General features: G+C 33.8%; 23 protein-coding genes and 1 pseudogene. 18 read left to right on the forward strand and 6 right to left on the reverse strand.

From position 1 onward, the window contains the following. Nucleotides 1–66: 66 nt before the first annotated feature. Nucleotides 67–1,074, forward strand: coding sequence for a DUF3231 family protein (locus DM447_RS05535; RefSeq protein WP_112180267.1), 1,008 nt, complete (start codon nucleotides 67–69; stop codon nucleotides 1,072–1,074). Nucleotides 1,075–1,309: 235 nt separating this feature from the next. On the opposite strand, the pseudogene DM447_RS05540 reads toward DM447_RS05535, so the two are convergent. Beyond that, a pseudogene (locus DM447_RS05540) lies at nucleotides 1,310–1,555 on the reverse strand (ArsR/SmtB family transcription factor); the annotation flags it as partial. A 290-nt stretch (nucleotides 1,556–1,845) separates the two neighbouring features. Between DM447_RS05540 and DM447_RS05545 the strand changes: the two are divergent. The 6 genes from DM447_RS05545 (at nucleotide 1,846) to DM447_RS05570 (ending at nucleotide 6,813) form a co-directional block, all read left to right on the forward strand. After that, the gene (locus DM447_RS05545; protein ID WP_112180269.1) at nucleotides 1,846–2,832 is read left to right on the forward strand and encodes an ATP-binding cassette domain-containing protein; all 987 of its coding nucleotides are present in this window, start codon (nucleotides 1,846–1,848) and stop codon (nucleotides 2,830–2,832) included. After that, nucleotides 2,819–3,637 carry an ABC transporter permease gene (locus tag DM447_RS05550; protein ID WP_112180270.1) on the forward strand — a complete coding sequence of 273 codons (819 nt, stop codon included), beginning with the start codon at nucleotides 2,819–2,821 and terminating at the stop codon, nucleotides 3,635–3,637. The genes DM447_RS05545 and DM447_RS05550 overlap by 14 nt, the downstream gene beginning before the upstream one ends. Nucleotides 3,638–3,738: 101 nt before the next feature. After that, nucleotides 3,739–4,308 carry a DUF4256 domain-containing protein gene (locus DM447_RS05555; RefSeq protein WP_112180271.1) on the forward strand — a complete coding sequence of 190 codons (570 nt, stop codon included), beginning with the start codon at nucleotides 3,739–3,741 and terminating at the stop codon, nucleotides 4,306–4,308. Nucleotides 4,309–4,425: 117 nt separating this feature from the next. After that, nucleotides 4,426–5,118 carry a copper homeostasis protein CutC gene (locus DM447_RS05560; RefSeq protein WP_112180272.1) on the forward strand — a complete coding sequence of 231 codons (693 nt, stop codon included), beginning with the start codon at nucleotides 4,426–4,428 and terminating at the stop codon, nucleotides 5,116–5,118. Between the two features lie 117 nt (nucleotides 5,119–5,235). Then, the gene (locus tag DM447_RS05565) at nucleotides 5,236–5,445 is read left to right on the forward strand and encodes a hypothetical protein (RefSeq protein ID WP_112180273.1); all 210 of its coding nucleotides are present in this window, start codon (nucleotides 5,236–5,238) and stop codon (nucleotides 5,443–5,445) included. 393 nt (nucleotides 5,446–5,838) lie between these two features. After that, a complete protein-coding gene (locus DM447_RS05570; RefSeq protein WP_112180274.1) occupies nucleotides 5,839–6,813 on the forward strand; it encodes a tetratricopeptide repeat protein in 975 nt (324 codons plus the stop codon). A 263-nt stretch (nucleotides 6,814–7,076) separates the two neighbouring features. On the opposite strand, the gene DM447_RS18635 is transcribed toward DM447_RS05570, so the two are convergent. Both DM447_RS18635 and DM447_RS05575 read right to left on the reverse strand, forming a co-directional pair. After that, entirely contained in the window at nucleotides 7,077–7,211 is a 135-nt protein-coding gene (locus DM447_RS18635) for a hypothetical protein (RefSeq protein ID WP_277871499.1), read from the reverse strand. Between the two features lie 14 nt (nucleotides 7,212–7,225). Continuing rightward, a complete protein-coding gene (locus DM447_RS05575; RefSeq protein WP_162632573.1) occupies nucleotides 7,226–7,705 on the reverse strand; it encodes a hypothetical protein in 480 nt (159 codons plus the stop codon). A 175-nt stretch (nucleotides 7,706–7,880) separates the two neighbouring features. On the opposite strand from DM447_RS05575, the gene DM447_RS18265 reads away from it, so the two are divergent. Then, nucleotides 7,881–8,243: a nuclear transport factor 2 family protein gene (locus DM447_RS18265; protein WP_162632575.1), complete on the forward strand. Its 363-nt coding sequence runs from the start codon at nucleotides 7,881–7,883 to the stop codon at nucleotides 8,241–8,243. 69 nt (nucleotides 8,244–8,312) lie between these two features. Here the strand turns inward: DM447_RS18265 and DM447_RS05585 are convergent, their stop codons facing one another. Further along, nucleotides 8,313–8,753 (reverse strand): cell wall hydrolase, encoded by a 441-nt coding sequence (locus DM447_RS05585; protein ID WP_112180277.1) that lies wholly within the window; start codon nucleotides 8,751–8,753, stop codon nucleotides 8,313–8,315. 368 nt (nucleotides 8,754–9,121) lie between these two features. Here DM447_RS05585 and DM447_RS05590 point away from each other — a divergent pair, with 368 nt between their 5' ends. From DM447_RS05590 to DM447_RS05600, 3 genes are all read left to right on the forward strand, one after another. Further along, the gene (locus tag DM447_RS05590; RefSeq protein WP_112180278.1) at nucleotides 9,122–10,558 is read left to right on the forward strand and encodes a glycoside hydrolase family 1 protein; all 1,437 of its coding nucleotides are present in this window, start codon (nucleotides 9,122–9,124) and stop codon (nucleotides 10,556–10,558) included. A 202-nt stretch (nucleotides 10,559–10,760) separates the two neighbouring features. Then, the gene (locus tag DM447_RS05595; protein ID WP_277871509.1) at nucleotides 10,761–10,850 is read left to right on the forward strand and encodes a putative holin-like toxin; all 90 of its coding nucleotides are present in this window, start codon (nucleotides 10,761–10,763) and stop codon (nucleotides 10,848–10,850) included. Between the two features lie 476 nt (nucleotides 10,851–11,326). Continuing rightward, complete coding sequence (locus DM447_RS05600; RefSeq protein WP_232824271.1) at nucleotides 11,327–11,401, forward strand: putative holin-like toxin; 75 nt, start codon at nucleotides 11,327–11,329, stop codon at nucleotides 11,399–11,401. Nucleotides 11,402–11,670: 269 nt separating this feature from the next. Here DM447_RS05600 and DM447_RS05605 read toward each other — a convergent pair whose 3' ends face one another. Further along, nucleotides 11,671–12,549, reverse strand: a complete 879-nt coding sequence (locus DM447_RS05605; protein WP_112180281.1) for a sensor domain-containing diguanylate cyclase — start codon at nucleotides 12,547–12,549, stop codon at nucleotides 11,671–11,673. 469 nt (nucleotides 12,550–13,018) lie between these two features. On the opposite strand from DM447_RS05605, the gene DM447_RS05610 reads away from it, so the two are divergent. The 3 genes from DM447_RS05610 to DM447_RS05620 all read left to right on the forward strand — a co-directional run bounded on the left by DM447_RS05610 (nucleotide 13,019) and on the right by DM447_RS05620 (nucleotide 15,586). After that, complete coding sequence (locus tag DM447_RS05610; protein ID WP_241964565.1) at nucleotides 13,019–13,114, forward strand: putative holin-like toxin; 96 nt, start codon at nucleotides 13,019–13,021, stop codon at nucleotides 13,112–13,114. Between the two features lie 240 nt (nucleotides 13,115–13,354). Next, on the forward strand, nucleotides 13,355–14,338 hold the full coding sequence (locus tag DM447_RS05615; protein ID WP_112180283.1) for an NAD(P)/FAD-dependent oxidoreductase: 984 nt from the start codon (nucleotides 13,355–13,357) through the stop codon (nucleotides 14,336–14,338). A 138-nt stretch (nucleotides 14,339–14,476) separates the two neighbouring features. Further along, complete coding sequence (locus DM447_RS05620) at nucleotides 14,477–15,586, forward strand: plasmid pRiA4b ORF-3 family protein (RefSeq protein ID WP_112180284.1); 1,110 nt, start codon at nucleotides 14,477–14,479, stop codon at nucleotides 15,584–15,586. A 112-nt stretch (nucleotides 15,587–15,698) separates the two neighbouring features. Here DM447_RS05620 and DM447_RS05625 read toward each other — a convergent pair whose 3' ends face one another. After that, nucleotides 15,699–16,022, reverse strand: coding sequence for a hypothetical protein (locus tag DM447_RS05625; protein ID WP_241964566.1), 324 nt, complete (start codon nucleotides 16,020–16,022; stop codon nucleotides 15,699–15,701). Nucleotides 16,023–16,328: 306 nt separating this feature from the next. Between DM447_RS05625 and DM447_RS05630 the strand changes: the two genes are divergently transcribed. From DM447_RS05630 to DM447_RS05655, 4 genes are all read left to right on the forward strand, one after another. Beyond that, entirely contained in the window at nucleotides 16,329–18,047 is a 1,719-nt protein-coding gene (locus tag DM447_RS05630) for a two-component system sensor histidine kinase NtrB (RefSeq protein WP_112180285.1), read from the forward strand. A 338-nt stretch (nucleotides 18,048–18,385) separates the two neighbouring features. After that, a complete protein-coding gene (locus DM447_RS05640; RefSeq protein WP_112180287.1) occupies nucleotides 18,386–19,681 on the forward strand; it encodes a hypothetical protein in 1,296 nt (431 codons plus the stop codon). Nucleotides 19,682–20,474: 793 nt separating this feature from the next. Further along, nucleotides 20,475–20,675, forward strand: coding sequence for a hypothetical protein (locus DM447_RS05650; protein ID WP_112180289.1), 201 nt, complete (start codon nucleotides 20,475–20,477; stop codon nucleotides 20,673–20,675). Nucleotides 20,676–20,959: 284 nt separating this feature from the next. Next, on the forward strand, nucleotides 20,960–21,316 hold the full coding sequence (locus DM447_RS05655) for a hypothetical protein (protein ID WP_112180290.1): 357 nt from the start codon (nucleotides 20,960–20,962) through the stop codon (nucleotides 21,314–21,316). Nucleotides 21,317–21,318 lie beyond the last annotated feature (2 nt).

Consider the following 21,318-nt stretch of genomic DNA (forward strand, 5'->3'; position numbering starts at 1 on the left):
TAAAATATTGAATAAATATATAACCCTATGCTAAACCTAAGACAAAATATCTTAGGAGGAGATTATATGCCAGAAAAATCAGCAATTACGTCATCTGAATTAGGTGTATTATGGCTTACATATCAGGAAAAAACAATGATATTACGTATGTTAGAATATTTTATAGAGAAAGCCGATGATGAAAAAGCCAAGGACATTATGAATAATCTATATGAAGAGATTGACAAATATGTTGGTATCTTAACAGAAACGTTACGAAATGAAGGGGCTGTAATACCAATTGGGTACACTGCTCAAGATGTTAACAAAGAGGTACCGAAATTATATGATAATGGTTTTGACATCATGTTTGTTCGCCTATTACAAGAAATTAGTATGGGGCTTCACTCATTAAATATAACTATGTCTTATCGGGAAGATATTGTACTGATATTAATAGATCTAACTGCCATTACCCAAAAGTATTACAACCTTTGTACACAATATTTGCTTGAAAAAGGCTTACTTGTTAAATCTCCTCATGTTACAATGCCAAAATCAGTTGAATTTGTTAAAGATAAGCACTACTTGAGTGGATTCTTAGTTAATCCAAATAGCGGCAAACGTTCATTAAATACAGTCGAAGTTGCACAAATTCATCATTCGATTGAAGCAAATATCACTGGGCTTCAAATGATTACAGGTTTTGCTCAATGTGCAAATAATGTAGAAGTTAAAAACTACTTTAATGATGGTGCTGAACTTGCTAAAAGTATGGTAAAGGAATTAAGTGAAGTCTTACTGCAAAGCGGTGTACAATCTCCTCAAACTGCAGGTGGTAATGCCACCCGTTCAAGAATAGCACCATTTTCCGATAAGTTGATGATGTATTGCACAAGTCTTTTTTGCAGCTTTTCTATGGGAAGTGGTTCAATAGGTACTGCTTTTAGTTTACGAAATGATTTACCAGCTAAAATGACTATTTTTATGAAAGATATATTTGAATATGCTCATAAAGGTGGAAAAATTATGATTAAAAATGGTTGGATGGAAGAACCACCACAAATGGAAGAACGGAACCAATTGTTGAAGTGAGTGATATATGGTGAAGGATTTAGCTTTATCCAGAGTTCGATTAGTTTCTAAATAGAAGTTTATGTAACAGTTGTGTATTCCTTTTTTTAGAGATTAAAGTTACTCTTTTAAATAATTTTAATTTAGTGATTATACATTTATTTACAATAGAAATATAAAGAGCCATTGATGTTACAAACATCAATGGCTCTTTATTTCAGAACATAGTTTCTTCGTTTCGTCTATAATATGTCTATTGGCCATGGCGAACAGATTCGAGATGCCCAGTTTTCCGCATCATATTCAAGTAGCGTGAAATCTTAGATTGAGAAGCTTTTGCTTTTTCTTGAATATCACCGACACAAACGCCACCCTCAATACATACCTCCTTTGGAAGATGAGCCTGTTGTTTTGGGAAATGCTTCTCCGGCTCCTTCAACCACTGTAAAATGTTAAGCCGTGTTTCATTTGACAATACTTTAAATAATTCTATTTGTTTCATAGGCGTATTATATATCGAACTATTTCGATATGTAAATCATTGGACTTGTTCCTGAGTTCTATCTTAACCCCAAAGTCCTCACTTTGTTCATTACAGGATATTGGTTAGAAAGCAAATATGATTTGTGTAAAGTGTTTGATATCAGCTGGGATGGAACAGTATTCTTTGATATGATATTGTTAAATGCAATTAAGTGAAGGGAAATTTACCATCTTAAACATAGATCATCTTTTAACCAGGAATGGAATAAACATATCTCTAGATTAGTGAAAATAAAAGGGGGCTAGCTGATGAATAAGAACATAAATAAATATGCGGTGGAAGCAACTAATCTCACGAAAATATTTGGGAAAGATCGTGCGGTGGACAGAGTTAGTTTAAAAGTGCCAAAGGGAATTGTTTATGGTTTTCTTGGACCAAATGGTGCTGGAAAAACGACCATGATTCGCATGCTTGCAACATTATTGAAACCTAATGAAGGGAAAGCTAAAGTGATGGGCTTTGACCTCAATCAGGAATCGGATTCTGTTAGACAATCAATCAGCTTGACTGGCCAATTTGCTTCTGTTGATGAGGAGTTGTCGGGGAGAGAGAACTTAATTTTTATCGGTCGTTTAGTAGGTTTTACGAGTAAAGAGGCTAAAAAACGAGCGGATGACTTATTAAAGGCTTTTAAATTGGAGGATGCTAGTAAACGTCAGGTCAAGAAATATTCTGGGGGAATGCGTCGTCGAATTGATATTGCTGCAAGTATTGTTACATCACCAGACCTGCTTTTCTTAGATGAACCAACAACTGGACTTGATCCTAGAAGTCGTAACCAAGTGTGGGATATTATTCGTGCTTTAGTAAAAAACGGTACGACTGTTTTTTTGACAACACAATATTTAGAAGAAGCGGATCAATTGGCTGATTTAATTGGTGTAATTGATCAAGGTAAATTAATTGCAGAAGGAACGAGTAAAGAATTAAAAGCTTCTATTGGTGCTGGAAGCTTAACGGTACATTTTGACAATGGTAAAGAATTAGAAAAAGCTAAAAAGATCTTTGAAGAACAGCTTAATCAATCTCCAGAAGCAAACTTGAGAGAAATATCTTTAACAGTTCCTATAAATGAACACGCAAAAGCTACAAAAGCGATAGGGGAATTGGCAAATGCTGCTATTCAAATTAAGGAATTCTCAATGAGTCAACCTAGTTTGGATGAAGTTTTCCTCACTTTAACTGGAAAATTACGAGAGAGCGAAGTAGGGGACGAAGCAAATGGACAAACATGATCCAAAATCTTTTGAAGAAGGAATAACCAAAATAACACGCCCAAAAAAACCGAGTGCGATTAGCGCTTCGATTACTTTTGCTTGGCGGGCGTTATTACGGATTCGCTACGTACCTGAACAACTATTTGATGTGACGATATTCCCTGTCATTTTTCTACTAATGTTTACCTATTTATTCGGTGGGGCGATTTCCGGTTCTACTGGTGACTATTTAGACTTTGTCCTACCTGGAATTCTTGTTATGACTGTGTCGATGATTACGATGTACACCGGACTGGATCTAAATAAAGATATTGAGAAAGGCGTTTTTGACCGCTTTCGTTCCTTACCGATCTGGAGACCAGCCGTATTAGTAGGTGCACTGGCCGTTGATGCTGTTCGCTATTTAATTGCGTCCACGATTATGATCACGCTTGGATATATTTTAGGTTTTAGACCAGAAGCTGGATTTATCGGCGTTGTCTTGGGTGTTTTGTTGCTGCTTTTCTTCGCATTCAGTCTTTCTTGGATTTGGACGATGCTCGGAATTGTCGTACGTACTGAAAAAGCGCTTATGGCAATGAGTATGATGATCTTATTTCCATTAACTTTTTTAAGTAGTGTATTTGTAGACCCAACAACTATGCCTAACTGGTTACAGAAATTCGTTGAAATAAATCCAATTACCTTTGTCGTTGATGCCGTACGTAGTTTAATTCATGGTACGGTTGCAATAAACGACATCTTGATGGTGATGTATATTTCAATTGGATTACTCCTTGTGTTTGGACCTTTAACGATGTACTTTTTTAGAAACAAGAATTAATACTTACTAACGTATTGCGAACAGTGCAAGTCACGTTCGCAAATTAGTGTAAATTGAATTATATAATAGCTTAAATAAAATTAAGAAGGTGGGCGACTAACATGACAAAGAGTAATAAAAAGGAATTGTCACTAGAACAACGTCAAGAATTACTGAGCATACTGAAAGATCGGTTTGAGAAAAATATGGATCGTCATAAAGATCTTGAATGGGAGAAAATTCATGAGAAGCTTGATGCTAATATTGAAAAGCTCTGGTCGCTTAATGAAATGGAAGCAACTGGTGGGGAAGTCGATGTTGTAGGGTTTGATAAAGGTAAGGATGCATATATCTTTTTTGATTGTGCAGTAGAAAGTCCTAAAGGTCGCAGAAGTGTTTGTTACGACCTTGAAGCCCTGGAGTCAAGAAAAAAATATAAACCCGAAAATAACGCTATCGATATGGCAAATGCCATGGGGATAGAACTTTTGACTGAGGAAGAATACCGAGAGCTACAGAAACTTGGGAATTTCGATATGAAAACGTCTAGCTGGGTGAAAACACCTGCGAATATTAGAAAGCTTGGCGGAGCTATCTTTTGTGATCGACGTTATGATACTGTCTTTATGTACCACAATGGCGCAGATTCCTACTATGGTGCAAGGGGTTTCCGTGGCTCACTAAAGGTTTAAATTTTGTGTAAATAGATAAAATTAAAATGGAAATCCTCCTAATACTGATGTAAGAAGCGTCATAATTTGGAACGAAATCCTTTATAATCGAGTAACAGCCAAAGAGGAGTTATGGAAATGATAGAATGTATTGTGGAGAATGAAAATGATGCACGAATAGCAGAAGAATTAGGGGTTGATAGACTCGAGCTAGTCTCAGCTATTCAGTTGGGTGGTTTAACTCCATCGTATGGAACAATTAAAACAACGCTAAAAAATGTGCGAGTTCCGGTTCAAGTTATGATCAGGCCGCACAACTATGGTTTTATTTATAGTCCAGCCGATAAGGAAGCAATGAAGGAAGATATTGCTATGTTATACGGTATGGGCCATTACCGAATTGTGATTGGGGCACTTGATCAGCATAAAAAAATAGATACAGATTTTCTTACTGACATATTTAAAGAATTTCCAGATCTAAATGTAACATTTCATCGAGCATTTGATGAAGTTGAAGATCAATTGGAAGCTTATCAAACATTAGTGACTTATCGGAATAATATTAAGAGAATATTAACTTCCGGTGGTGCAGATAGTTGTGTGGAAGGCATTGGCTCGTTACAAAAATTAGTTCAATTCCAACAGCAAGTAAATGGTCCGACAATACTGCCAGGAAGTGGTGTGAAATTAGACAATTTGCCAGCATTGCATGATGCAATAGGAGCTGATGAATACCATTTTGGTAGCGGTGTTAGAAAACAGCATTCATTTGAAGCAGGTTTTGATGAGACGGTCATTGAAGGCATTAAGGGGGTACTATCTGGTAGATAAATATATGCAGTTGTTAATTATAACACTGCTCATGTTATAATTAACAACTTAAGCTAATGATAATGGAACGGACGCCAAGAAAAGCCTCCGTCTAGTAAAATATGGAGGTGTAAGAGAATGAATAAACGATGGACAATTGATAAAATTAAGACATTTGTTGAGAACAATTCAGATAATAAGTTGTTAACAACGGAATATCAGGGTTTTTCTCAAAATTTACTATTCACATGTGCTTGTGGTAACAATTTCGAAAAAAACTTCACTAAATTCAAAAATAAAAATCAACGTAAATGTGACGTATGTCAACCGCCAAAAGCGCCACGCTAAACGAATAGCTAATAAAGAAGTACCGATTTCTATTAATTAGAAGTTGGTACTTTTTTATGATAGGAGTAATAAGTTAAATGTAGAATAAGAGGGTGGAATTATTTAAAGTAGAATACTGAGAGAGCTTAATAAGATAAAAGAATTTATATAGCATTCAAATTATATAATATATGATAGGAAAATATTCTTATAATGCTATATGGTTATTCTCTCGAACATAGATACATCCATCTAAGTAATATTAACTGTTTTAGAAAAAAGAGTTGTGATACATTATCTCTTTAGATATTCTTACTTAAGCGGGTTTATTTAATAAAATGCAAGAAAAAACAAATAGAAAGGATAGATTATTACCATTAGATATAGGATCATTTTAAAAAAGGAAGTGATAGAATGAATAAAAAAATTTGGTCTTTATTTGTATTTTTATTAATTATTCTTTCAGGCTGTAGCCTTTTAAGTGCTACAGATCCTGAATTCTCGAGAGAAAAATATGATGAATGGTATGAAAAAGAACAGTATGACTTAGCTTTAGAAGATGTCAATCAACGATTGGAAAGATACCCTGAAGATCCAATACTGTATAATGAGAAAGGGTATGCTCTAAATTTTATCGGGCAATATGAAGAAGCCATCCAATCACTAAACAAAGCAATTGAACTGGATAACCAAATGGATGGTGCATTTAATAACATGGCTTTGTCATTAAATGAACTAGGCGAATACGAACAAGCCATTGTTGCTGCACAAAAAGCAATAGATATTAGTGATAAGGAACCAGAGCAATTTATTAACATGGGAAATGCTCATTATATGCTTGAAAGATATGAAAAAGCGCTAGATTATTATAATAAAGCCTTAGCAATTGATGATAGTGCACCTTATGCTCTATATGGAAAGGGCGTTTCGCTTTACTACTTATACGAAGATGAAAAAGGAATCCCTTATTTAGTACAATATATAAAGACATATCCCGAAGATATCGACGCATTATGGTATCTGGTCTACCTCCATGATTCGTTAGGGGAATATAGTGATACGATTCCTTATTTAAACAAGATTATGGAGCTTGAGTCAGAACAATCTTTAAATGCTTTAGATTATAAAGGCTTAATGCTTACATATGCAGGTAATTTTAAAGAAGCTGAGGAAGTCTATAACACTTTTATTGAGCAATTTCCAAATGAAGCAATTGGATATTACGGAAAAGGTGTGGCACTTGTGCAACAAGGAGAGATTGATCACGGATTGGAGGAATTAACTAGATCGATAGAATTAGATAATACATTGAGGGATACAGCATACAATGATCCACTATTATCCACCATTTATGATGATGAGACATTTATTGAGTTGACAGAATATTAATTAAAGTAAATTATTTCTTATTGTACTAAGGTCACGTTTGTTGAATGCATAGTACAAAAATTGAATAGGTTATGCTTAATTGGACAATAAAGTTAAGTTCATAACTTATTTCAAATACAAACTAAAATTAAAGGGAAAGGGTAAATTCATTGAATCTAAAATAGATACGTATATTGCTTGATGTCAAAATGCAAATATAAAAGACATACGGTTCAATTCTCATTTGATCAAGAATGAGACTGTAAGAAAACCATATGCCTCGGTTATTTCACGTCATTAATAGCAAATTTTGGATCATTTAAATATTCCTTTCTAATAAATGGATGAGGGAATACATTTCGAAAGTAACGACCTTTTACATAATCCTTGTAATGATTAATGAGAGGAGACTTTTTCATTAACTCATCCTATTTTATTTTCTCCTGTTTACGTATTTAAATAGAAAATGTATAGTAAAATAAATTATGATGAAATTTAAATAGATAAGGAAGATCTGCGCATCCCAAATTATTCTCCCTTTAGAAAATAGATTAGGAATAATAAATGTAGCGCCATTCTCACTATATAAAGTGAAAAAATGAAACGGAAAACCATATGAATAAGCATATTTCCATGTGTGTAGATGTGTAGGAGACATATCTGGAATTACTACTGTAAAGAGAACAATTAATATAAAAGTAATTAAAAGGATTAATTTATTATACTTCTTACCCCAACCTTTCTTTTTATAGAGAAGACAAGTAATAATAAATGCAGCAATTATTGCAATCGACCTATATATTTCAGCAGTTAAACCAATCATTAATAAAATAAGGTCAGTTATAAAGCCTAAAATGAGCATAAGTATAGTAAATATTAAGATAAACCGAAGTGATTCCCAAACTATCTTCATTTCTTCTCCCCCTAAGATAATGATTCCTAATTTTAATTCAACAACTCATGTAACCGTATTCTATCATATATTTGTATTTTTTTGTATAAAATTTCCTGTTATAATTAAGTTAGTTATTAGGATGCAATCAATTAATAAGTATGATTGTAAAGAGCTAAAGAGAAGGAGAATCCGAATGGAAAGTCAGAAAGAATTAGAAAAACATATGTATTCTTTAGAAACGGCTTTACTAAAGGGCGAGGTTCGTAAATCTGCTGTACGATTAAACGAGTTAATAGCAGATGATTTTATTGAATATTCAAGCACAGGGAAAATCTATAATAAAGAAAATATATTGAACCGTTTACCAAGTGAAGATAATCCTCGAATTACCATGAGTAATTTTCAATTGAGATACCTTTCACCGACAGCTGTCCTTACTACCTTTAAAGTATATATAGAAAGTAAACAAAAGTACTCTTTAAGAAGTTCAGTCTGGAAATTAAATAATGGAAAATGGCAAATGACCTTTCATCAAGGGACTATCACAGGCAGCTAAAACAACAGAACACTTAAACAGATTTAATAAGTCGTGAGAAATAGTAAATCCCACGACTTGAAGTTTACTTTAATATCGATAAGCACCTTCACATGTATCTGGAAGGGGTTCATAATAACAATGTTGTTTATACTGTCCTGTAAGTGGTTGACCGTACCATGTTGGAGGACATTCACCATAAGGATTGAAATACCAAAGCGCATACTTGGAAGGATGTTCTCGCCAATATTTCAAAGTTTGTTCGGCCAATCTTTTTTCTACTCCTCTTGCTCTATTGTAAAAAACATTTCCTTTTTGCACTGCTTCAAATGAATAATTTCCACCCTGAATTTGAAAAATCACATCACGTATGTTCCTTAAATCTTTAAAGTCTAAACAATCAGCTTTTGCTCGATTTACAATTACATTGCCAACCATAAGCATTCCTTGTTTCCCTTCACCCTCGGCTTCAGCTCGCATCATCCTTGCGATTAAATCAACGTCACTGTCTGTATATTTTACTCTTGTCACTTTTTATCACCTCTATAAGAATTATATTTCACTGGAACACTAATAGTCTCTCTGTTTTAGCATATGAAACCACCTAGAAAACCGTACCAGAATTTATCCGCAAGAGCCTGTAATAAAACAAAACGTAAGCCTTTACATTATCTTGATAAAATGATATATTAAAATCAAAGATTATATATTAACTTATGGATTGTTACTGATTAGCAGGCAAAACCTAAGGTGCTTTGAGTAGTTGGAAGTAATTTCTTCTGATTTCTTAAGTAACTTAGGTTTTTTTATTGCCATAAGTTTATATATAATATATTCACTTATTTCATCACATAATAGGTGAAAGCTTGTAGATCAAATAATTTTATGAGGTGATAAAAATGTCAAACGTATTTCCAAAAGGATTTTTATGGGGTGGCGCTACTGCTGCAAACCAATTTGAAGGCGGATTTCATGAAGGTGGTAAAGGACTTAATTTAGCAGATGTACTACCTGGTGGGAAAGAAGCCAGAATCAAGCTATTATCAGATACAGGCTTTGATTTCGAAATGGATACAACCAAATATACTTATCCGAATCACGAGGGTATTGATTTTTATCACCGTTATAAGGAAGATATTGCTTTATTTGCAGAAATGGGATTCAAAACATTTCGTATGAGTATTGCTTGGTCTCGTATTTTTCCAAATGGTGACGAATTAGAGCCAAGTGAAGAAGGATTAGCATTCTATGATCGTGTCTTTGACGAACTTGCAAAACATAATATTGAGCCATTAGTTACGATAGCACACTATGAAACACCACTACATTTAATAAAAGAATACGGTGGATGGAGAAATCGTAAACTGGTTGAATTTTTTGAGCGTTATGTAACGGTTCTTTTCAATCGCTACAAAGATAAAGTGAAATATTGGTTAACATTTAATGAAATAAACGGTGCTACACACATGCCGTTACTTGGACTAGGTTTTTCACCTGAAAACGAAGAAACACGTCTTCAAGATAGCTTCCAAGGACTTCATCATCAGTTTGTCGCAAGTGCAAAAGCAGTACAATTAGCACATGAAATTATTCCTGAATCACAGGTTGGTTGTATGCTGATCTATGCACCAGTTTATGCGTTTGATTCTAATCCAGAGAATGTTACGTTTGCACAGGAAGAAGCACGTATATTCAATAATTTCTGTGGAGATGTACACGTGCGCGGTGAATATCCTAGCTTTATCAATCGTTATTTTGAAGAAAATGAGATAAAATTAGATATCCAAGATGGAGATTTAGAGTTAATTAAAGAAGGTACAGTAGATTTCATTTCATTCAGTTACTACATGTCTCGTACTGATAAGAAAAACAAAACACCTGAAGAAATCGGTCAAGGGAATTTAATTGGTGGTGTTAAGAATCCGTTCTTAAAAGCAAGTGATTGGGGATGGGAAATTGATCCAGAGGGCCTTCGTATTGCCTTAAATGAATTATATGGCCGTTATCAAGTACCGCTATTTATTGTAGAAAACGGATTAGGTGCTTATGATAAGGTCGAAGAAGATGGATCGATCAACGATGATTATCGTATTGACTATTTACGTGGACACATTAGTGCAATGCGTGAAGCGATTAAAGATGGCGTCGAAGTGATGGGTTATACATCATGGGGATGTATCGACTTAGTAAGTGCATCTTCCGGTGAGATGTCTAAACGTTACGGTTTCATTTATGTAGACAAGCATGATAATGGCAGTGGATCGTTAGAACGTAGTAGAAAAAAATCATTCTTCTGGTATCAAAATGTAATTGCTACAAATGGAGAAGAACTGTAAGTTAGATGTTAAAATAGATTTAACTATAAAGTACCTGTTACTTCCAATAGTGGAGTAACAGGTACCTTTATTATGTGGAAATTCACGAAAAAACAAACATTTGTTCTTTCGTGTTGTTTTTTTATGGCATAATTTAGAAGGATAATATTCTGTTAAGGAGAGGTCGGCTAACCCCACTCGAAAGGGGGTGATGCCTATGGGTATGTATGAGAGTTTTATGGTGCTGTTTGGTTTTGGCACCTTCTTGATTACACTGCTCGCATTGATCGTAACGCTGATCAATAGAAAATAGACCTCCCTATTTACCGACAAGTGACTAGGTGAGGTCTATCAAAACCGATAGCTGATCCCACTTTAGGAGAACCGCTTATCTATAAACCATAGTTGACGCTGTGGTTTATTAGTATATGATTATCTTAATCAAATTATAACATATTAAATTAAAAATGGGAATATGAAGGATTAAACCTGGAGTGAACAATTTTGCTAGTGGATATAAAGTAGAAGAGCTGTAATCACACGTTGGATTAGATCTAAAGATAAAGGTACCTGACAATTCAAATTAACAGATATTCTTTGAACGTATTGGGTACTTTTTGTGTATAAAAGGAAATAAATTGAAGAAATTCACGAAATCAAAAGCAAACATTCGTTCCTTGTTTTTGTTTACTTATGGTATAATATAGAAGGATAATGTTCTATTAAGGAGAGGTCGGCTAAATCCTCAAGTGTTAGGGGGTGATGCCTTTGGGTATGTATGAAAGTTTTATGGTGCTGTTTGGTTTTGGCACCTTCTTGATTGCACTACTCGCATTGATCGTAACGTTGATCAATAGAAAATAGACCTCCCTATTTACCCACAAGTGATTAGGGGAGGTCTATCCGAAAATGCGATAGCCGATCCCACTTTAGGAGAACCGCTTATCTATAAACCACAGTTAGCGCTGTGGTTTATTAGTATATGATTATCTTAATCAAATTATAACATATTAAATTAAAAATGGGAATATGAAGGATTAAAGCTAGAGTGAACAATATTTCTGATAGGTTCAAATGGACCTCACCTGAACAATTGCAAAGGACAGACTCTCTGGTGAGGCAGCATGATTAATTTATAAAATTACAATTTGATTCTTGCCTTTATCTTTCGCAGCATATAAAGCTCTGTCTACTTTATCAAGCATCGCTCTCATATCTAAGTCATTTGAAAATGACGCACCGCCAATCGATACATCCACTTTTATTGGATAGGTAATTTCCTCCTGAATCTTGATCTTATTGATATTGATAATAATTCTTTTTGCTATATAATCTAACGCTTCATTCGAAGTTTCGGGTAAAATAATGGCAAACTCATCTCCACCTATGCGAGCACATGTATCAGAATCACGGATCGTTTCAAGAAATACTAGCGAAATTTCTTTTAACACGAGGTCACCTACCGTATGTCCATAAGTATCATTTAAATGCTTAAAGTCATCAATATCAATATACAATACAGACAACGAACTATTATTACGGTTAGATCGTTTCATTTCTATTAGGAATTCTTTATCAAAATACCTTCTATTATATAAATTTGTTAGAGAATCAGTATGTACACGTTTTTTTAGCTGTATTTCCATCAGCTTTTGTTTTGTTATATCAATATGTCGTATTACAATTCCTTCGATACCAAATTCGTTTTTTTTCATTCTTGTTGCTTGCATGTTAAACCAGCGTTTGAAATCTGGAGAATGACATGGATATTCATGGGTGAACTCATCAACTTCACCATTCATAATTGCCTCTAATCCATTCAATACTGTTGTATTTTCTTTAGCAACCTGCATATAATTTGTCCCGACACCGAGTGCTGACAAATTTCCATTATTCTTTTTAGCAAAATTCAGCCATTCATCGTTGGTTTGAATAATGTTGCCAGAATAATCAATCAAACATATCTGATCTTTTATAGAATTCAAGATAGAAGAACTAATTTCAATATCCATCCAATATACCCCTTTTCCCTTTTCCTATTAAATGAGGAGATTAAGTCCCGTAACACATCCTCAGCCTACCCTGAAATTCTATAAAGCTACTTTTAGGATATTACCCTGGATCGTAGGTTTAAAACACTATTTTTTATTTTATCTGTAGTTAATTTAGCCTATAAGAGAAATATCTAATAAGGATACCTTGTTTTTGGTGACCAATTTAGCTGTAAGATATAGAATAGAAAGTAGAAGAGGGTATTGAAATGAGCGAGAATACATAAACATTGGAGTAAGAATGGCAACACGTAGAATTGAAATAGGGATTAATAAGCGTATAATATTAGAAATTCAAATAATTAAATTCTTTAACAAAAAAAGAAACGTTTGTTCTTAATTAGTGGTTTTCTTATGGTATAATTTAGAAAGATAATGTTCTGTTAAGGAGAGGTCGGCTAAGTCCCCGTTGAGAAAGGGGGTGATGCCTATGGGTATGTATGAGAGTTTTATGGTGCTGTTTGGTTTTGGCACCTTCTTGATTGCAATGCTCGCATTGATCGTAACGTTGATCAATAGAAAATAGACCTCCCTATTTACCCTTTAGTGATTAGGTGAGGTCTATCGATAGTAAGATAGCCGATCCCACTTTAGAGAACCGCTTATCTATAAACCACAGTTGACGCTGTGGTTTATTAGTATATGATTAGCTTATTAAAATTATAACATATAAAATAAAAAATGGAAATATAAAGGATTAAAGTTAGAGTGACCAATTTAGCTGTAAGATATACAATAGAAGGTAGAATATGAGAGGGGTTTTTAGATGAGTGATCAAGTACCAATCGTTATTATTGGCGGGGGACTGTCTGGGATCATGGCTGCACGAAAATTAAAAGAAAAAGGCTATCAAGACATCATCCTTGTTGAGAAGAGTCGAAGCGTTGGCGGTAGAATGGCAACACGTAGAATTGAAAAAGGAAAAATCGATCACGGTGCACAGTTTTTCACAGTACGAACTGAAAAATTTCAAGCGTTTGTTGACGAATGGATAGAAAATGCTAATGTGAAGCATTGGTTTGGTGATGATTATTACCGGTATATGAGTGTTGATGGTATGAATGCTTTTGCTAAAAAGCTAGCAGAGGATATTTCAGTCCGTCTACAAACGAGAATTACAGAAATTAAGAAAAATACGACTGGATACATCCTTACAACAGATGAGGGTGAGGCGATTAATGCAAGGGCTGTTATTGTAACAGCACCAGCTCCACAGGCGAAGACATTACTTGAGAATGATAACTTAAAAGTGGATACGAAAGTTTTACAGAAGCTTGATGAGATTGTCTTCCAGCCATGTTTGGTCGGTTTATTTCAAATGCAACAGCCCACAAATTTACCGAATAGTGGTCATCTTGATTCGGAACTTCCAGAAGGTGTCATGCGCCTCGTTGATCACGAGAAAAAAGGGATCTCGGAAATTCCAACCGTCAGCGTCTATATGACTGGTGAATGGAGTAAAGCACACTATCAACTAGGAGATGAAGCGGTTTTAGAAAAGATAAAGCAGGTAACAAGTGCGTATATTGATTTTGATTCTGCACTATCAAGTCAACTAAAAAAGTGGCGTTACGCAGAGGCAGTTCAATTTTTACGCCAGCCTTTTCTTAATACAAATCAGGAATATCCCTTATTAGTAGCCGGTGATGCTTTCTTGCATTCTCAAGACCCAGCGAACCGGACACGTTTAGAAAGTGCATTTGTTTCAGGAATTACAGTAGGTGGGGAACTAGTAAAGTTACTTAAATAAGGATTATGATGAACACATTTAAAGGTGAATAAAATGGAATGTGTTCTTATCCTTCGATAATGAGATATGTTATGATAATAAAGAATGTACGCTTAAAGTGAATGGCTACGCTCTAAAACGGTAATAGGAGAATTCAATATGCTAATTCAATGTACGAAAAAGCTTTTAACTGAATTAAAGTTAAAGCCAACACCAGCTAAAGAAGAAGAACCGTTATTTTCTTGGCATGCTAATATTTTAACAGTGAATCGCAGGAAGACGCTTGTACTGATGAATGATAGTAATCGATATATTATTGTGCTTTATGGATTAAAGGCAAAGGATTTCAAAAAAATAGATGAGTTAATCGTGCAAGCTATTCGTGAAATATATAAAGAAGAGAACATAAAGGAAGAAGTTATTGAGGCGTTTCTTGCCCAGTCTAAAGAAATTACTTTTACTACGACAAAAGATAGAACGGGCGTTGCTAGGCTAAATAAGGCGTGTGAGAATGTCTACGTTATGGAAGATGACCTAGATCAAAATACGATGTATCAAGTTGCTTTAAGTAAGCTAGCAAGTCGTTTGCTTGTTGGAACCGGAAAGAACACGTATATAGTGCCAAATGAAGCGTTATTCAGTGATTTAGAGGGGCTGACAAAGGGACCGATTTTAAATTCAGAAGCGATTGTTCTTAAAGTGACATTGGAAATGGAGAATACTTCTGTTTGGCGTCGAATCGTCGTTCCAAAGCGCATGACTTTCTCTAATTTACATACGACACTACAAAGAACATTTAATTGGCATGATTATCACCTGCATAACTTCACTATTTTCCCAGGTAAACCGTTTGATCCGGACAAAATGAAAGCAAAGGAAAATCGAAAACCGGTTGCAAAAATTGTTTGCAATGAAGAGTTTCTTGAATATGATTCCGATATCCCTGAAAAATTGGAAACTGGGGAAAGGATAGCAGATTATCTTCCAGCTGAAATACTATACATCTATGACTTTGGCGATGATTGGCAACACAGAATTGTTGTTGAAGATTTTATCAATGACTATGATAAAAATCATCCTACATGTGTAGCAGGTGAAGGAAATGCTCCACCTGAAGATGTAGGTGGCGAGCCTGGATATGAAGAGTTTTTAGAAATTATAAAAGATCCAACTTACCCAGATCATCAAAATATGCAACGCTGGGGAATAAGCCAAGGATACGAAGAATTTGATATCAATATGACAAATAGAAGATTGAAGTATATTTAGTAGAGTAAGATCTCGCAAGTTTAGAAGGTATCTAGTATTTCAAATGGACAAATGTCTTATTTGAATACTAGATACCTTTTTAAAATCTATCGTTTAACTAATAAAGTAATCTTTATAATAAATTACTGTTATAACGAGTGCTACTATGGTGTACACAATATGCAGTATAGAATGGTACAGTAGGGTTAAATGTTTGTTTTTCCTCATCTATCTTTATCCCAGTTTGGGCTTGCGTGCTCATTTTAACACTCGTAGAGCCCATTCCTCCGGTTGAATTCATGAACCGTACAATTCCCACAAATAAAATACCCATTAAAAAAGAATAGTCAATAAATTTACCACCAAATAAAACTGCGACTCCCCAATTTAGAAGTAACATTACACAAACAGTTACAATCGACCAAATAATATGCTTTCCTATTGTAATCGCCTCCAATAAGTACGCTCTTTTTTTATATCCTTATTTACTTAACGAGTTTCCCAACTAAAGGTTTCAAATTTTCAAAGATTCGTATTCGTAAATTCAAGCATTCTAAAGTACCTAAGTTTTATTTTTTACAGTTCTCATTTGAATAATCTAAAGTAAAATCATCTATTATATAGGAAATATTACATAATTTGTAGTTCTGTATAACTAGTCTTTAATAACTATTTATTGCTTTGCTTGATAAGTTGAATTACAATTATAAAAAACGATGATTTGACATTTAACTACAAAATACGATAAAAAGAGTGAATTAATTTGACTACACTACAACAAAACTATAAATGGTTTATTATTCTAGCGGGATGCAGTGTCTTTTTTTTGCATCCTGTCTTTACGGCTTCATTAGATATCAATGAGTGGAAAGAATGGAGATTAATTATATTTCTAATCGCTTCTTTGCTAATAGCCTGTCGTTATATTATTGTGTTGCCACCCGACGGTAATAGATTTAGTTTGGATTCATCTATTTACATCGCTTCTATTTTTGTTTTTGGGATTAACATGACATTATTGCTTTTATTTTGTAGCAGTTTAGTTAATGATGTTAGACAACGTCACACAAAGTGGAATATTCAAGTATTCAATTTTGCTACATATACGATAATGATTAGTACTTCCTATTATGTCTTCATTTTAACTGGGGGAAAACTGGGCTATATTGACATAGAAAGTTCTGTCTCATACCTATTAGCTATTATTAGTTACAGTCTAGTGAATATTATAATAGTTGGATGTTATTTCCTGACTAGATCTGAGGACCGATTTTATTCGTTATTAAAAGATATTATAATTGAAGCAATGCGAAATTATCTAATAATATCTACATTAGCTTTCGTACTGATTTCCTTATTAGAGTTATACCCTATACTTGGATTAGTGCTATTTACAACCATGATAGTAGTGTTTTCATTCGTTCTTAAAAAATATTTCGAGTTATATGAACAAGTCTATAATGATAAGATATATATAGATCAAATCATGCGTGCATTAACAATTGGTATTTTAACACTTAATGATGAAACGGGAGAAATCATACTTAATGATGCTGCTTCCAGAATGCTAAAGAAGAGTAAAGATGAAATAAGAGATCTTCTTTTGTCCGATACTAAAATATCTCAAAGTAATTCATTTTGGGATATTCTACGTAATGAAAAAAATATCCTTAATAAAAAAGTACTTTATAAGACAGAAAAGGAAACATATGTATTGTTAGTTTCGCAGACAGAACTTATTAATCACTCGAATGAAGTAAGTGCGCGAGTCTTTCAATTTTTAGATATAACGGAAAGTGAAGCTATTGAAAAACGTATGTATCAATCAGAAAAGCTTGCGATGCTTGGGGAGTTATCTGCAGGTGCAGCACACGAAATCCGTAATCCATTAACAATTATTAAAGGATTTATGACGCTTATGAACAGTTCTCTTTCTGAAAAAGAACAAGAGAAGTTCCATGTTTCCTTTATGGTGAATGAATTAGATCGCATTAATTACATCGTAGAGGATATGCTTAAACTTGCAAAACCTACTGAACCAGAAGTGAAAGAAACAAATATAAAAGAAATGATTGAGACGTTTATTAACAATTACAAGGATTCTAATGAAGCGGATAACATAAAATTTGATCTGTTGCTTGATGCCGAACAGGTAAAGGTTGATCATAAACAGTTACAGCAAGTATTCTACAATCTAATTCGAAATAGTACGGAATCAATGGGGCAAGTAGGCCTAATCCGAATGTTTTCAAAAGTGAAACATGGGCAGTATCATCTATATATTGAGGATAATGGGAGTGGCATTTCTGATGAACTACAGGAGTCCATATTTAAACCATTTATGACAAATAAAGATACAGGAACTGGGTTAGGTCTTCCAATTATTAAACGCATTATTGAGTCGCACCAGGGCGAAATTTCACTGGAGTCAAGCTCAGAAAATGGGACAACATTTCTAATAACATTACCAATAGCAACTTAAATAAGGAAGCAGGAGACCATTCTCTGCTTCCTTCAGACTTTTCCACACAAGGGTAGGCATTTCATTCCGATAATATTCCCAGTCCCCCCACTTACTGCATTATTTTGAAAATACGTTGTTGCTTTCAGTTTAACAATAGAGTATTGTCCATTATCTGCTAGTAATTCACTTACAAAATATAAATTTTCAATTAATTTAAAAAGCTTTATCAAAAATATGGTACTCAAAACATGTGTGTGATAACGCTGTTTAGAGGATATTTAATAGTACTTAACGAATAGTAGTAGATAAGTATATCGAAGCGCTTTAGATTATAAATATAAGTGAGGTCATAGGTAATGGATAAAAGAATACAAGAATTAATTGATCGTACGAAAATAAAATTCAGTTTAGATAACTACTACTTACAAAATTATAGTCTGAATCGTAATGTCGATATTTTTAATGCTACGAGTTATACACTGTTGATGGAGTGGTTTCCAAAGCATATAACGGAATTAGAGGATGATGATTCAAATCCTGATGGTACAGCAGTTATTGAGATTGATGTAAACACACATAAATTCAACCGTGTTATTTTTGTCATGGGTAAAACGTACGCAAATAACGGGATTTCATTTGCTAATCTTGATACAAAAGCAATTATTAAATGGATTGAACAGGAAACGGGACTTATCTATGGAAAGCAATTTCAACTAGATAAAGAGGAAGATGGAAAACTATATTTTAAAGAAGGAATTGATGGTGTTGCGGTTTCAACTGCTGGATATATTGACATTAAATATAACAAGGAAGGTCAGCTGATCTTCTTTGCTGTCGATGGACAATTTTCTTCAAAAGAGATGATTAAAGAAGAAACGTATACGCTTATCCTTAAAGAAGTAAAACATTTAGCGATGGAACAATTGAAGTTGGTTGAATTCCCTGCTGATGAACAACAAAAACGTATTCCGGTATATGCGGTGGAAGAAATTTATATTACAAATGCTGGAACATCAACGATTCCATTTGAATTCATAGTGGATGTAAGGTCTTATTTGAAAATAGAGAAAACAATATTTTGGAACGATCCAATTGATAAGCCAATTGATAAGCCATTTGATATGAAAGAGATTAGTTTGACTGAGGATGATATATCAGTAGAACAAGCATTTTCGCGGGAACCATCTCCTGCTTCTTTCCCAATTACAAAGGAAGAGGAAGAAAAATGTCTGCTTGCAGTCGAGAAATTATTACGCCAGGAGTATCCTGATGACACTGGGAAGTGGATACTTAAAACATTAAATCGAGACCAAGGTTATATTCATGCAGTAGTAAGAGCTAAAACTCAGGATAATCCTCTCTTTTTATTTCAAAGAAAACTAGTGATTATAATTGATGCGAAGAGCCTTCAAGCAATTAATTATATCGATAACAAACCATTGTTGGAGATGTATACTGATCAATTTCAAGCAGCTGATAAAGTAACACTCACACAAGAAGAAGCATTTGAGAAAATAGAAGAATTGTTTGAGCTAAAACCTTATTATGTCTATGATTTTGAACAAAAGAAATATCTTTTATGTGGAAAATTAGATTGTGATTATGGTGTGCATGCTGGAAGTGGTGAAGTCATTTCTTTAAGTGACTTGTAGTTTGGTTGATCCAGAAGTAAAGTTAATTATAGTATTCTAAAGTGATGTATGCCTAAAGAAATAGGAGTGTTTTACATAGAAATATTAGAACTATACTATAAAAAATATACAGATACCGCGCAAACGTCTGATTATGTAGCGTGGGCCACTCAATGTTTGTATATGAAAATAAAAATAAAAGAGGTGTTAAATGAACAGGATTTCTCAAAGATTACTAGAGAAGTGGATTAAAGTTCCACGCTCCATTAGGCTGTTTGTATTGAATTTTATAATAATATTCTTTATCCTTCATTTAATGATTGCAGGATTGAAATCACTATTCGAATTATCTATAGATTTTCCAGTTCTTTTATTTGTCATCATAATTTCTTTTCTAGCCATGATGATTTTTCGGAAAAATAATTAACACAATTTTTATTGCCTAAAACTTTCACTGTCAACAAATTTTTTTATTTACATCGCGCAAAAAATGAAGAGGTGGAATAGTGGGGACTGAACTTACGTTTATAGTTAGTACTTTTAAGAGGACAATAATTCATTTGTGCTCTTTTTTAATACGTCATCTTGTGGAATAATATGTATGGTGATGGTATATATGATAAGATGCAAAAATTACATTAAAATTCTTGTGTTATTTCTATTAATATTTTTCCCCCAACTTGCACCCGTTAACTTATATGGTGCTGTTTTGTTTTTCGAAACTTTCAAATAAACAAATTAGAAGCGATGTGAAACGTTTACTGTTAGTTTAACGTAAAAAGATTGTAAGTTTATATAAAGGTGGATTGAATTTATGAAAGAAAAAGATTGTGAAAAGTGCGGGAAGAAAATGATAGAATGTTATGCTGACCAGGGATTAAAGGGAATATTGGTTAAAAATCCACAAGGAGAGACGTTATTTAAGAATAAAAAACATACTCGTATTAATCCTTATGTATGCGTAAATTGTGGCTACGTAGAGTGGTATGGCCGAAATCCTAAAGACTTAATATAAAACCATATATCTACAGTCAGGAGAAAGGGTTTTAATTTGAGATTTGGCATAAAAGATGTTCAGAAAACGGTAATTATTAGCTTGGGATGGTTAGTTGCCATCACAATAACGGTTGCCATTGTATTTAAAAATATAGAAGTATCTACGCACCAATTATTTTACATATGTTTATCAATGGAATAAATGTAGTGGCTGTAAATCTTATGTTTTAAGTTATAGATGGAGATTAGGAAGAATAAAAAAATGCAAGAAATGCCTTATTGTTGTAGAAAGGAGGGATTAAATTGCTGGAAGGAAAGAGACTTCAAATAGCCATGGGGACATGTGGAACGCTTTTTGTTGTTTTTGCTATGCTCACTAATAATGAGGAACTCCTATCAGTTCCTTTCTTGCAATATTTATTAGGGTTTATAGCTATAAGCCTGTTACTGACAGGAATATCAGTGTTCCGCAAGAATAGTAAGAAAACAGGTGTTTTTTTAAGTTTTATGTCTTTATTTATAATTGGAATTATTTTGTTTAATAACACCATTACGATAAAAGGATTCATGCCGCTAATCGTTTTAGGTGTATTTGCAACTATCCCTTTTGTTATCTTTTATCTTGTTACCCACTTTTCAAAGAATAAAAGCAGGTTATGAAC

This window comes from Paraliobacillus zengyii, from assembly GCF_003268595.1.
GTDB lineage: Bacteria > Bacillota > Bacilli > Bacillales > Amphibacillaceae > Paraliobacillus_A > Paraliobacillus_A zengyii.

Bases quoted from the DNA above. Each gene is read 5' to 3' on its own strand.
- DM447_RS05570 (WP_112180274.1), top strand. From the start codon at position 5,839: ATGAATAAAAAAATTTGGTCTTTATTTGTATTTTTATTAATTATTCTT.
- DM447_RS05605 (WP_112180281.1), bottom strand. From the start codon at position 12,549: ATGGATATTGAAATTAGTTCTTCTATCTTGAATTCTATAAAAGATCAG.
- DM447_RS05565 (WP_112180273.1), top strand. From the start codon at position 5,236: ATGAATAAACGATGGACAATTGATAAAATTAAGACATTTGTTGAGAAC.
- DM447_RS05545 (WP_112180269.1), top strand. From the start codon at position 1,846: ATGAATAAGAACATAAATAAATATGCGGTGGAAGCAACTAATCTCACG.
- DM447_RS05590 (WP_112180278.1), top strand. From the start codon at position 9,122: ATGTCAAACGTATTTCCAAAAGGATTTTTATGGGGTGGCGCTACTGCT.
- DM447_RS05615 (WP_112180283.1), top strand. From the start codon at position 13,355: ATGAGTGATCAAGTACCAATCGTTATTATTGGCGGGGGACTGTCTGGG.
- DM447_RS05620 (WP_112180284.1), top strand. From the start codon at position 14,477: ATGCTAATTCAATGTACGAAAAAGCTTTTAACTGAATTAAAGTTAAAG.
- DM447_RS18635 (WP_277871499.1), bottom strand. From the start codon at position 7,211: ATGAAAAAGTCTCCTCTCATTAATCATTACAAGGATTATGTAAAAGGT.
- DM447_RS05650 (WP_112180289.1), top strand. From the start codon at position 20,475: ATGAAAGAAAAAGATTGTGAAAAGTGCGGGAAGAAAATGATAGAATGT.
- DM447_RS05575 (WP_162632573.1), bottom strand. From the start codon at position 7,705: ATGAAGATAGTTTGGGAATCACTTCGGTTTATCTTAATATTTACTATA.
- DM447_RS05560 (WP_112180272.1), top strand. From the start codon at position 4,426: ATGATAGAATGTATTGTGGAGAATGAAAATGATGCACGAATAGCAGAA.
- DM447_RS05610 (WP_241964565.1), top strand. From the start codon at position 13,019: ATGGGTATGTATGAGAGTTTTATGGTGCTGTTTGGTTTTGGCACCTTC.
- DM447_RS05555 (WP_112180271.1), top strand. From the start codon at position 3,739: ATGACAAAGAGTAATAAAAAGGAATTGTCACTAGAACAACGTCAAGAA.
- DM447_RS05595 (WP_277871509.1), top strand. From the start codon at position 10,761: ATGTATGAGAGTTTTATGGTGCTGTTTGGTTTTGGCACCTTCTTGATT.
- DM447_RS05535 (WP_112180267.1), top strand. From the start codon at position 67: ATGCCAGAAAAATCAGCAATTACGTCATCTGAATTAGGTGTATTATGG.
- DM447_RS05550 (WP_112180270.1), top strand. From the start codon at position 2,819: ATGGACAAACATGATCCAAAATCTTTTGAAGAAGGAATAACCAAAATA.
- DM447_RS05640 (WP_112180287.1), top strand. From the start codon at position 18,386: ATGGATAAAAGAATACAAGAATTAATTGATCGTACGAAAATAAAATTC.
- DM447_RS18265 (WP_162632575.1), top strand. From the start codon at position 7,881: ATGGAAAGTCAGAAAGAATTAGAAAAACATATGTATTCTTTAGAAACG.